Origin of the sequence: Laceyella putida (genome assembly GCF_042665195.1) — a bacterium.
In the GTDB taxonomy this organism is placed as follows: Bacteria; Bacillota; Bacilli; order Thermoactinomycetales; family Thermoactinomycetaceae; genus Laceyella; species Laceyella putida.
Map to the genome: position 1 here is coordinate 1 of NZ_JBHTBW010000046.1, position 12409 is coordinate 12409.

The window sequence follows — 12409 nt, forward strand, 5'->3', positions numbered from 1 at the left end:
TGAGCCGTTTTGGTTCCAAAAACTGTAGAATAATCATTTTTAAGTAATCTTTCTGCATCAGTCTCATCAAGGAAGGCTTTTGCTGCGTGTCTTATCCGTTCAATTGTCCGACTATTCAGTCATTTTTCCAGAAACCTCTTGCATTATGTAAATTATGCTTGAGGCGGTTCGCCGTGCAGACGTTTCATGGAGCTTCACCTCCTATCTTTATCGATTTTTCTTTTTCAACAAAATCGATTCGTTTTCCTCTTTTCCACCTACAAAATCAGCTAAATTATATAAAATCATTTTTTCGGTTTCCGCTCTGACGCCTTATCGCTTTTTCAAGTGCTGTCCAACTCCATCATATCAGCGCATAGAATAGAAAAGGGAGCCTCCAGCGAGCGAGTCCCCCTATGGCATATAACATTTAAACGCTGATACCCATTTTGTTCAATCTTGCTTTGACTTCTCTGATCACCCATTCCGCATCTTCCTTATTGTTTACCACATCGATCCGATCCATATCCACCACAAAGACTTCCGAAGCTTTATAATGATGCTGCACCCAGTCGTCATAGCCAGACCATAACGTGCGGTAGTATTCCACTAGGCTGGGATCCTGTTCGAACTCGCGTCCACGCATGCTAATCCGTTTCAACACGGTGTCAAAGGAAGCGCTGAGATACACCATCAAGTCGGGAGCTTTTTTGGGCATCCCTTCAATTTCTTCGAGCATGTTGTCAAGTAGCCGTTCATACGCATGGAATTCCAAGTCGTTGATGCGACCCAATCCATTGAGGGTTTTGGCGAAATACCAATCTTCATAAATGCTGCGGTCCAATACATTTTTTCTGTCGGTTAATGCGCGCTTGATCGCCTTGAATCGCGTATCCAGAAAATGCAATTGCAACAGAAACGGATATCGCATCCGTTCGCTTTCATCTTCAGAAGCGGTATATAACAAGGGAAGCAACGGGTTGTCATCAACAGATTCATAAAACACCTTACTGCCCAACGCCTCTCCCAATAATGTCGCAACACTGGTTTTTCCCAATCCGATCATCCCACCGACTACAATCACTAGTTCGTCACTCCCTACCATCTTGTTCACCTCTAAACCAACGTGCTTATATCGGTTAAAAGTCGTTCATTTCATTTGTTATCATAACGGCTATGTAAATAGCAACTCATTGATGATACCATCAATTTAAGCAAAGATGCTAGGGAAAAATTTGACGTTTGGATTATTTCGTTCGCTTCAATTGAAACCACGGTTCTTTTCCCATATTCAATCTCTTATTTTGGCCAAATGGATTCGATGACACGGCCGCCCCTTGATTGTCCCTCTTCATATATTTCTGATTCATCGTCCAAATATCGAGGTTTTAAATCCTCAACATTTCCATCATAGAAAATCACATGATATCCTTCCCCCGGCTCTTGGGGGTCCTTCTTACTTTTTTGTTTGCGAAACATTATCGTACGCATTCAACGTTGGTTGAACCCAGATTTGTTGTGCATTGAAGGAGCATGCACCGATATAGGTTTTCTTTTAACTATCCTTATTGACAATCTTCATGCTTTTGTGGATTTAAAGGTGGAACATCATCAGGTTACCCTGGATCCCTGTTCTCGTTCATTAACGTTTGACATTGTTTAGCGGTGCCCACAAATATCGGCATGATTAGAAGGAAAAATGGGTAAATTTTATAATAATACGAATTTTGCTGATGGTAAGAAAATATTTTGCAAAAGCAGGTGAATGGATGGATAGAGACTTTATGCTAGGAATTTTAGTTTTAGGAATCGTTTTAATATCCGCTGTCACTGTTGTTGTACTACCAAAGCTAAAGAAGAAACAACAACCCAATCATCATGATCCTTATATTAATCAATATAATCAGCCAAATCCAGGAGTTATAGATGCTGATCACATAACAAGTGATACCGGAAGCGATTCCAGTTAATCAGGTTGATCCTCCAGAAAAGCAAAGTGAGTGAAGTAAAACTATCTTCCCTCCGTTAACTGAGGAGAGGTACTTGGCTTCATACAAGGAGTGTCGGGCAGAAGGTGTTGAAACCTTGTTACTGCAGAAAGGGGATACCGTATCCACTTTGGAAATCATTGAAATAATACTGTATAAACAAAAGGGCAGGGGTGTATAAACCCTGCCCTATTTGGTAGGAGTCTGTTGTATTTTGTCTCATCATTCACGTGGATTCCATTTAGCCAAGCGTTGCGCAATGGCAAGACCGAGGGTTCAAGCACGCATGTTATTGCTGTGCCGACAGATTTTATCGATCTAACGATTTATTATAACCACATTTCAGCTGAGCACACAATATGACTGGAATATTGCTGATTGGCAAAAAGCCCTCCGCTCGATGTTTATCGACGGAAGGCCTGTCAACGGGTTACTGCCCCTTAAAGTGCGGCTTTCTTTTTTCCCGGAACGCGGAGACCCCTTCTTGGTGATCGTAAGAGGTGACCATCAGCGCTTGGGTAGCCCGCTCCATCTCCAAGATATCTGCCAGGTCGCCCAAAAGGGCACGGTTGGCGATTCGCTTGATCTTGCCATATACCGCAGTGGGGCCATTGGCCAGTTTGCGGGCCAAGGCAATTGCTTCCGATTCCAGTTGCTCAAGCGGAACGACATGATTTACCATTCCCCACGCCTCCGCTTTGGCGGCGCTGATGGGTTCTGCCGTGAACAACAATTCTTTGGCCCGATACAATCCCAGCGTGCGGGGGAGAAAGAAAAGACCACCACCATCGGAAATCAGGCCCACTTGGGCAAAACTGAGCGCAAATCGACTCTCTGCCGCCGCCATGATCATGTCGCACGCCATCGCCAAACAAACCCCCGCTCCGGCGGCATAACCATGAACCACGGCAAGCAACGGTTTTTCCAAACTCGTCATTTGCTCAATCAAGCCATTCAGAATCCCGATATGATCATAATATTCTTTAGCACTAGCCTGTCCCATTTGTTTCACATCGCCCCCGGCGGAAAATGATCTTCCGGCTCCACGGATGACGATGCAGCGTATGTTCTCATCCTGCTCGGCTTTTTGCAACGCTTCCTGCAAGCCGAGTAACATTTCTTTGCTGAAGGCATTTAACACTTCCGGGCGGTTTAATGTCAAGACCATCACCCGGTCATCGATGTCCATCAACAGATGTTCGTTTGCCATTTCCTTTTCCACCTTTCGTACTCATTAGCCATATTGCTCGTTTCCTCACGTTTATGAATTTTTGAATTCCTTTTCCTGCAATACGCGCCACAAGATCTTGCCTGTGCTCGTCATCGGCAACGTGGAAACGAATTCGATGCTCTTCGGGCACTTGTAAGCGGCCATCCGTTCCCTGGCCCATTCAATGATCGCCTCTTTGTCCGCCCCACCCGCGACTTGATCCCGCAGGATAATATAGGCTTTCACTGCTTCCCCGCTTCTCCCATCCGGCATGCCGACAACACAAACTTGTTGGATGGCTGGATGCTGGTATAAAATCGACTCCACTTCTGTCGGCCACACCTTAAATCCGGATACGTTAATCATCCGCTTTAACCGATCCACGATGAAAAAATACCCTTCCTCATCGTACTGCGCAATATCCCCTGTACGGAAAAAACGCTTCCCTCCGATCGTGATAAACGATTTCTCCGTCTCTTCCGGCCGCCCCCAATATCCTTGGAAAACTTGGGGCCCGTGAACCACCAGCTCTCCTTCCTCTCCCGCGCCCAGTTCCCGTCCACTCTCAACGTCGATAATTCGCGCATCCACATCAAAAGATGGAATGCCCATGCATTGCAACTTTGGTCTTCCCGGAGGATTAAAGTGACTATGCGACATGGTTTCCGTAAGCCCGTAACCTTCTACGTAGCGCAAATGGGTCAACTCATACAACTTTTCGCCCACCGCTTTCGGAAGCGAGGCCCCGCCCCCGCCTATGAAGAGAAGCGAATCCAATCGCTCAGCGGTCAACGTCGGTTGCGCCAGAAAGTCAACCAGCATCGTGCTGATATTGATCCAATGGGTGCAACGGTACTGTTCGATCCATTCCGCGGCCAATTCCCTGTTCCATCGCGTCATGATCACCATGGTTCCACCGTTTAAAATCGGGGCATGCATCGAATGAACCATGCCCGTTACGTGAAAGAAAGGCAAGCATGACAATGAAACCGTATCGGAGGTGAGGCTTGCCCATGTCTGGGCGCCAAAAATATTGGCTTGGACTGTCCTGTGCGAATGAATACAGCCTTTTGGTTTCCCCGTTGTGCCTGATGTATAGGGAAGAACCGCCAAGTCATCCGCACGCACTTGGCGTTCCTCGGGTTTAAGGCGAGCGGATAACACTTCTCTCCAACTTGTCACCCCTTGCTCGGTGAAGGATTGTGGTGGCAACTGCACTTCTTTGGGCCACGATGTCGATGGAGATCGTTCCGGATTGGCGTATTCGGAGTAGGAAGCCATGATCAGGTGTTTCAAGCTTCCCCGTTTCAATAGAGGAAGCGCTTGGCTTGCCAGCTCTTGGCCAACAAACGCCGCCTCCACCTGACAATCCTGGACGAAAAACGCCAGCTCGTCTGTTTTGTTCATGGGATTGATGGGAACCACCACCGCCCCGATCCGCAGGATGGCGTAGTAGGCCACAACAAACTGCGGGGAGTTTTGCATATAAATGGCAACCCGATCTCCCTGTTTCACTTTCAGCCGCTCTGCCAGGAAGCCGGCTACCCGCTCCACTTGATCCGTTATTTCCCGGTAAGTTAACACGCCTCCGTAATAAATCACCGCGGGTTTGTCCGGATATCTTCTCGCCGCAACAAACAAATTGTCATCAATCGGGGTACACGGTACCGTCAATGTTTTGGGAAGCAACGGTGGCCAATGCGCAAAATGTTTGGATAACATCTTTCTCCTCCCAATCCGTTTGACTTATTGGCGTGGCAAATCGCCTGCAATCTGACTATCAATTAACGGCATATTCCCCCAACTGGGTCAACTCTTCGGCCAACTTTTTCCGCTGTTCAGCCATTCCCGCCAGATGATATTGACCAGCGTCTTTTTGCAACATGGTCAACATGTCGCTTTCCACCTGCCTGTCGTTTGCGAGCAAACCAATCAACCTGCGGACAATCCCTTCGCTTTGCACGAGAGCCTCTTCCGCAAACGTCCGCGCCAACTCGGCTGATCGCCCCATCCAGCCCAACTTGTCGGCCCTTAACTCCGCTGATTCAACTGCATATAAGATAATTCCCAAGTCCGCCAGTTTCATCAGCACTTCTTGTCTTGAATTGAGCCCCGATCCATATGCTTCCCGCGCCAGTCCGCACATCACAAGAAACCAACGCCGGATGATAGAAGTTATCCCTTGTCCCTCCGACAACGTCCCTCCCGATTTCCATTCAGCCTGCGCCTGTTCGATGGCCACCTCAAGCGCGAGTTGCCCTTTACCCGATTTTTTGAACAAAAAGTCAGGGATCAAAAGCCGATTAATTTCGTTCGTCCCCTCAAATATGCGATTAATCCGCGAATCCCGGTACATCTGTTCAATGCGGTAATCGCGCATGAACCCATACCCACCGTGAAGCTGGAGCACTTCATCCACCACCTGATCCAACGTCTCTGATCCAAACACTTTGCAAGCGGCGCATTCGATGGCGTATTCACTTAGCGCCGCCACCACGTTGGCTGGATCGGTCTCCTTGTCCACATCGGCAAGCACATTTTCCAACAACCCCGCCGTGCGGTAATGGAGCGATTCCGCCGCAAAAACGCGCGATGCCATGACGGCGATTTTCTCCTGCGTAGCCGCAAAAGAAGCAAGGGAACGATTAAATTGCCTGCGCTCCTTCGTATAGGACAAAGCCAGTTCCAAAGCCAACTTGGCTGAACCCGTACAGGCGAATCCAAGGTTAAACCGTCCCAGATTAAGAACCGTAAAGGCGATGAGATGCCCTTTGCCCACTTCCCCCAACACGTTCTCCACCGGCACTCGGCAATCTTCCAAATAGACGGAGCGGGTGGAAGAACCGTGAATGCCCATTTTCTTTTCTTCCGGTCCCAATGACAGCCCCGGAAAATCTTTCTCCACAATAAAAGCCGTAAACTGGCTTCCGTTCACCTTGGCATAAACGATGAAAGTTTGCGCAAAACCGGCGTTGGTGATCCACTGCTTTGTCCCGTTCAGCAAATAGTGGGAGCCATCCTCCGTTAAAACCGCCGTCGTTTTGATCCCGAGTGCGTCAGAACCGGAAGTGGGCTCGGTCAGGCAATAAGCGCCTAAATATTCCCCCGATGCCAATTTTGGCAAATAGGTGGCCTTTTGCTGCTCTGTTCCGAAATAAGTGATGGGCAGTGTGGCAATACAGGTATGGTTAGAGTGAGCCACCCCGTACGATCCGGAGCGGCCCAGCGCCTCACCCACCACTCCCTTGGTGATCTTGTCCAATCCCAATCCGCCGTATGATACCGGGATACTGTGGGCGAGCAAGCCCAATTCACCCGCTTTACGCAATAATTGAACCATTAGCCCCTCTTTTTGTTGTTCAATCTCCTCCATCCGCGGCACCACTTCATTCTCCACAAACCCCTTGGCAGTGCGGGCAATCATGCGATGTTCCTCCGACAATGCCTCTGGCGTAAACAATGCGTCTGGCGACGCGGGTTCCACCAGGAAAGAACCCCCGGCCACCTTCCCCTGTTCCATCGCTCTCTCCCCTTTCAACACATCCCATCAGCCGCGCTCAGCATATTGTCTGGCCAGTTGGATCAACGCACGCACCATCTCTCCCAGTCTGGCAAAACGCTCATCTTGCGTTTGCCCACGCTTCCAGCGGTAATAAATCTGCTGGCAAATGACCGCCAGCTTAAAATAAGCAAAAGTCAGATAATACTCGATATAAGAAAAGTCACGCCCGCTTTTCTTCGCATAATCCTCCATCATTTGCTCCCGGGTCATAAAACCGGGAAGCACGGTAACCGGAGGTTGGCCAAAAGCCTTCTTCAGGAAATCCGGGTCCCCTTCTTCCACCCAATAACTCATGGCACAAGCCACATCGGCCAGCGGGTCGCCGACAGTGGCCATTTCCCAATCAAACAGCCCCACCAATCCAGTGAGCTCCGGATCAAACATGGCATTATTCAGTTTATAGTCATAATGGATGATGGTGGGCTCAGGGGATGGCGGAACCCGGTTGGCCAACTGCCTGGTCACCGTCTCCACTCCGGGGATGTCGTCTGTTTTCGCCCGGTCATACCGCCGTATCCATCCCTCCACCTGCCGCCTTAAAAATCCTTCCGGCCGGCTGAGGTCACCCATTCCCGCTTCCTGATAAGGGATATCGTGAAGCCGAACCAGGGCATCCACAAACATCTCCGACAAATGGCGGCATTTCTCCATCGTCGGTGTGTACCCATGGGGAAAAGAAGTGTCCAAGACGACTCCTGTTTTCCGTTCCATCAGGAAAAAGGGGGCTCCCACCACCTCTTGTTCCCCGCTGTAAACCAGTGGCATGGGTGCAAGGGGAAACACAGGGTGCACCCGCTTCAAAACTTGGAATTCCCGCTCCATATCATGGGCTTTGGGAGCGATGGGCCCCTTGGGAGGACGCCGCAACACCGCTTCCCAACTTCCCACGCGCACCAGGTAGGTCAAATTGGAATGGCCCGCGGCAAATTGCTCGATTTCCACTACGGCGTCTTCCAGTTCAAAATGCGTCCGCAAAAAACGCGCTAACTTGCTCGCATCCAACTCTTCCCCTTTACGCACAGGAATGGTTTCCCTTGGCATTTTCCGTAACCCCCTTCACTTTCGTATTGACTTCGTCCCGCATCTTAATCAATCGCAATCCACCCTTCACCGATGGCGAAAAACGGGCTTGCGCTTCTCAAGAAAAGCTTGCACCCCTTCTTTAACATCCTCAGTCTGAAATATTTCCTCGAACAACTCCGCTTCCAGCTCGATTCCTTCCGACAGCGGCACTTCCAAGCCCCGGTCAACAGCCCGTTTGATCCGCGACAAAGATTGCAGGGAGGTTTCTTTCCATTTGCCGGCCCATTTGAGTCCCTCTCCCAGTCCCGTTCCGGTTGGCACCACCGCGTTGACAAGACCGATGTTTAAGGCGTGACCGGCACTGACCGGTTCACCGTTGAACATCAGTTCTTTGGCTCTTCCCGCACCGACCAAACGCGGCAGGCGTTGCGTACCTCCGCTTCCCGGAAAGATGCCCAACTTGATTTCAGGGAGTCCGATTTGCACATGCTCCTCCGCAATGCGCACATCACAAGCGAGGGCCAATTCACATCCGCCGCCAAGGGTCAAGCCATTCAATACGGCGATGGTCGGTTTCGGCAAACTGTCGATACGGTTGAATGCCTGATGGGCCTCCATCACTTTCTTTTTCATCTCGCGATTTCCGATCATTTGGGGAAACTCTTTAATATCCGCACCCGCCACAAACGCCCGTTCACCCGCCCCTGTCACAATGGCCACAACAATCGAGTCATCCTGTTCGATCTCAAGAAAAGATCGCTCCAATTCCCGAAACACTTGTTGGTTCAACACGTTGAGCGGTGGATGGTCAATCGTTACAATGGCAATGCCGTCTCGTTTCTCCAGGTGGACTCGCTCATTCACCACGGATTCGCCCCTTTTCGTCGTATTCATAAAATCCTTTGCCCGTCTTGCGTCCCAATTCCCCTTTGTTAACCTTTTCCTCAAGCGTCTTTGTCGGACGGTCTTCAGGGTCACCTGTCTCCGCATACCGTTGCTGCATCACATAATAAGCGACATCAATCCCGGATAGGTCAAACAGTTGAAAGGGGCCCAACGGATGGCCAAGCGCTTTGGTCACAATCAAGTCGATATCCTCGTAATCGGCCACCCCTTGTTCGTACAGGTTGAGCGCTTCTCTTTGCATAGCCCCCAAAATCCGGTTGGCGACAAATCCGGAAATTTCTTTTTTCAGCAAAATGCCGTTCCGGTTGATCTTCCTGCATACATCCAACACCACTTGCGCCGTCTCATCCGATGTTTGATCGCTCATAACCACCTCGATACAATCCATGACCAAGGGCGGAAAGAAAAAATGCATGTTGCACACTTTTTCCGGACGGGAAGTTACATCGGCAATCAGCGAATTGACGATCGTGGAACTGTTGGTCGCGAGAACCGCATGGGCGGGGGCTATTTCGTCCAAACGGCGAAACACGTCCCGCTTCACTTCCAATTTCTCCACAACCGCTTCAATGACAAAATCGGCACCTTGCGCCGCTTCCTTCAGATCAGTAGTGAAGACGAGACGGGAAAACGCGTCATTCTTTGCCGTCTCGGAGATTTTCCCTTTCTCCACCCAGTCGTTCATCCGTTCGCGCAATGAATGTTCGGCCCGCTTCAACGCCTCCTCCCGCACATCCTGAAGAAAAGTTTGAAAGCCGCCCAATGCGCAAAGCATAGCGATCTGATGCCCCATGGAACCGCTTCCAACAACGCAAACGGTTTGAATGTCAGCCATGTTCATTCCCCTCTCTCTTATGATCCGTGTTACGTAAACAAGTTCTCACATCGCGTTCATGCCGCCGTCGACAACCAGCACATGACCGGTGACATAATCGGAAGCGGGAGAAGCCAAATACACAACCGCGCCTTTCAAATCGCGCTCCGAGCCAAATCGCTTCAGCGGCGTCCGCTCCAATATGGCTTCTCCCCGGTAATCCAACACCGCTTTGGACATTTTGGTCGGAAAAAACCCAGGCGCGATGGCGTTGACATGAATATCGTAGGGGGCGAGTTTGCACGCCAAATCTTTGGTGAACGCGATGACCGCCCCTTTGCTTGCATGATACCCGCTGGCGTCCAGCACACGCGGATCGGTGCCCGTCAGCCCGGCCACGGAAGCGATATTGATGATTTTGCCCGACCTCTGTTCCGCCATTTTCCGTCCCACAGCCTGAGACATGAGGAATGTTCCGGTGACATTGACCTCCATGACCGTCTTGAACTTGTCCAAAGGCATGTCCAAAACGGGGGCTCCCCAAGACATCCCGCTGTTATTCACCAAAACGTCTATCCGGCCAAAGGCGTTCACCGTTTCTTCCACCACCTGTTTCACCGCATGTGGATCAGTGACATCACATGAAACAGCCAGGGATTGGACCCCATGCTCCTTTAGCCGCTCACTCACCCTTTGGCAAGCTTCCACCTTTCGCGAGCAAACCACCACATTGGCACCGGCCTCAGCCAACCCAGTCGCGATTTGTTCCCCCAGTCCTCGGCCTCCGCCAGTGACAATCGCCGTTTTCCCCTTCAGACTAAACAGCTCACTCACATGCATGCGCTTCCCTCCGGTCAAAATAGTCTTGCTACTGTCGATGAACAGACTGCTCCTTTAACTCCAATCTGGCCACAGACATGCGATGAACCTCATCCGGACCGTCGGCAATACGCAGGGTGCGGGCATTGGCCCAATGCATGGCCAAAGGAAAATCATCAGACACCCCTGCGGCACCCAGTGCTTGTATCGCCCGATCCAACACATTTAAGGCCACTTGGGGCGCCATTACCTTGATCATGGCAATCTCTTTGCGCGCTTCTTTGTTCCCTACTCGATCCATCATGTAGGCCGCCTTTAATGTCAATAAGCGCGCCTGTTCAATCTCGATGCGCGAATCGGCTATCCACTGCTGAACCACTCCTTGTTCCGCAAGAGACTTACCAAATGCCACCCGGGTTTGCGCACGCTGGCACAGGATGGAAAGCGCCCGTTCCGCCACACCGATCAACCGCATGCAGTGATGAATGCGCCCAGGTCCCAAGCGCCCTTGGGCAATGGCGAATCCTTTCCCTTCTTCCCAAATGATATTTTCTTTGGGCACACGCACCTGGTTAAACTCGATTTCCGCATGTCCATGCGGGGCATGATCATAGCCAAAAACAGGCAACGTGCGGATGATTTCCACGCCAGGCGCATCCAGCGGCACGATTATCATCGAGTGACGTTCATGCTTTGGCGCATCGGGATTGGTGAGCCCCATGACAATGGCAAACCGGCAACGGGGATCGCCCGCTCCGGATGACCACCATTTGCGCCCGGTGATGACATACTCATTCCCGTCCCGCTCAATGCGTGTGCGCATATTGGTTGCATCGGAGGAAGCCACATCCGGTTCCGTCATCGAAAAGCACGAGCGGATCTCTCCCTCCAAAAGAGGGATCAACCATTTTTCCTTTTGCTCTTGGCTTCCATAATAATAAAGAACCTCCATATTCCCGGTGTCGGGTGCCGCACAGTTAAAAACCTCCGGTGCGATAACCGAACGCCCCATCAATTCGCACAAAGGGGCATACTCCAGGTTGTTGAGTCCGGCCCCGTATGTGCTGTCAGGCAGAAACAAATTCCACAATCCTTCCTTGCGCGCCTCTGCTTTCATCTCCTCCATGATCGGCGGATTTTTCCAGCGTGTCCCCTGTTGGTTCAGCTGCGCTTCTACCGCCTTCTCATTGGGGTAAATCACCTTTTCCATAAATTGCTCCAACTTGTCCCGCCACCGCTTAACCTTGTCCGAGTAATCAAAATTCACGCTTTGCCTTCCCTCCCCTTTAAGCACGATCAGTGCCATTCCTTATCAACCAAGATCTCCCATGATGCCAACCCAATAATGATCTTTGCATCAATATTGACATAGGTGTCAATCTATCTAAATTGTCGTATAATAATATATTATTGTCAATATATCTTATTATTTATTAAATTAAAAATGAGGTGTTCTTCTTATGACGATGAAAGAAAACCGGCAACAGCGTAGAAAAACCAAAACCAAAAACGCCATCCGCCAAGCGGCATTGCATTTGTTTCTCACAACGGGTTACCACCAGACCAATGTAAAGGACATCATGAATTCGGCCGATTTGGGATATGGGACCTTTTATCAATACTACGAATCTAAACTGGATGTGTTAATCGAACAGGCAAATGAAGTGTATGAAATGATCACCACCCGTTATCAAAAACCCCCCTCCGCGGAAAAAAGTATATATAAACGCACGGTAAACAGCATTTATAATGTTTTTTACACCTGCAATACGCACAGGAAAGTGATGACTGTTTTAAAACAAATGCGGCACCTGGAAGAGGACGCAAACAAACTCTGGGACAAAATCATGAAAGAGTTACTTCATCGGTTGGAATTCGACATCACTTGGAGCATGGATAAAGGATTGTGTCGGAATGTTGACAGGGAATTGGCCATCGCTTCCCTGTACGGGATGGTGCTTGGGGCTCTGGACTACTTGCTCAAACAGGAACGGACTGATGAAAACATCCTGGAGTTGGCCGAACAATTCTCCCTTCTCTTTAAAGAATCCATCTTCGTCAAGGATGAAATGCCTCCGCTTGAATAGCATGATGCCTATCGATCGAGG

11 protein-coding genes are annotated in these 12409 nt (G+C 50.0%); 2 read left to right on the forward strand and 9 right to left on the reverse strand.

From position 1 onward, the window contains the following. Positions 1-409 precede the first annotated feature (409 nt). Positions 410-1084 carry a deoxynucleoside kinase gene (locus tag ACFQNG_RS13905; RefSeq protein WP_379865887.1) on the reverse strand — a complete coding sequence of 225 codons (675 nt, stop codon included), beginning with the start codon at positions 1082-1084 and terminating at the stop codon, positions 410-412. 664 nt (positions 1085-1748) lie between these two features. On the opposite strand from ACFQNG_RS13905, the gene ACFQNG_RS13910 reads away from it, so the two are divergent. Next, positions 1749-1949 carry a hypothetical protein gene (locus tag ACFQNG_RS13910; protein WP_379865890.1) on the forward strand — a complete coding sequence of 67 codons (201 nt, stop codon included), beginning with the start codon at positions 1749-1751 and terminating at the stop codon, positions 1947-1949. Positions 1950-2397: 448 nt separating this feature from the next. On the opposite strand, the gene ACFQNG_RS13915 is transcribed toward ACFQNG_RS13910, so the two are convergent. The 8 genes from ACFQNG_RS13915 to ACFQNG_RS13950 form a co-directional block, all read right to left on the reverse strand. After that, the gene (locus tag ACFQNG_RS13915) at positions 2398-3177 is read right to left on the reverse strand and encodes an enoyl-CoA hydratase/isomerase family protein (RefSeq protein ID WP_379865892.1); all 780 of its coding nucleotides are present in this window, start codon (positions 3175-3177) and stop codon (positions 2398-2400) included. A 51-nt stretch (positions 3178-3228) separates the two neighbouring features. After that, positions 3229-4899 (reverse strand): long-chain fatty acid--CoA ligase, encoded by a 1671-nt coding sequence (locus tag ACFQNG_RS13920; protein WP_379865894.1) that lies wholly within the window; start codon positions 4897-4899, stop codon positions 3229-3231. Between the two features lie 58 nt (positions 4900-4957). Further along, positions 4958-6697, reverse strand: coding sequence for an acyl-CoA dehydrogenase family protein (locus ACFQNG_RS13925; RefSeq protein ID WP_379865897.1), 1740 nt, complete (start codon positions 6695-6697; stop codon positions 4958-4960). Between the two features lie 27 nt (positions 6698-6724). Beyond that, positions 6725-7780, reverse strand: coding sequence for a phosphotransferase family protein (locus ACFQNG_RS13930; RefSeq protein WP_379865899.1), 1056 nt, complete (start codon positions 7778-7780; stop codon positions 6725-6727). Between the two features lie 66 nt (positions 7781-7846). After that, a complete protein-coding gene (locus ACFQNG_RS13935) occupies positions 7847-8629 on the reverse strand; it encodes an enoyl-CoA hydratase/isomerase family protein (RefSeq protein WP_379865901.1) in 783 nt (260 codons plus the stop codon). Continuing rightward, positions 8619-9509, reverse strand: a complete 891-nt coding sequence (locus tag ACFQNG_RS13940) for a 3-hydroxyacyl-CoA dehydrogenase family protein (RefSeq protein ID WP_379865904.1) — start codon at positions 9507-9509, stop codon at positions 8619-8621. The genes ACFQNG_RS13935 and ACFQNG_RS13940 overlap by 11 nt, the downstream gene beginning before the upstream one ends. Positions 9510-9548: 39 nt before the next feature. Next, a complete protein-coding gene (locus ACFQNG_RS13945) occupies positions 9549-10322 on the reverse strand; it encodes an SDR family oxidoreductase (protein ID WP_379865906.1) in 774 nt (257 codons plus the stop codon). Between the two features lie 28 nt (positions 10323-10350). Continuing rightward, complete coding sequence (locus ACFQNG_RS13950; protein ID WP_379865909.1) at positions 10351-11568, reverse strand: acyl-CoA dehydrogenase family protein; 1218 nt, start codon at positions 11566-11568, stop codon at positions 10351-10353. 193 nt (positions 11569-11761) lie between these two features. On the opposite strand from ACFQNG_RS13950, the gene ACFQNG_RS13955 reads away from it, so the two are divergent. After that, positions 11762-12388, forward strand: coding sequence for a TetR/AcrR family transcriptional regulator (locus tag ACFQNG_RS13955; protein WP_379865911.1), 627 nt, complete (start codon positions 11762-11764; stop codon positions 12386-12388). The last annotated feature ends 21 nt before the right edge of the window (positions 12389-12409 follow it).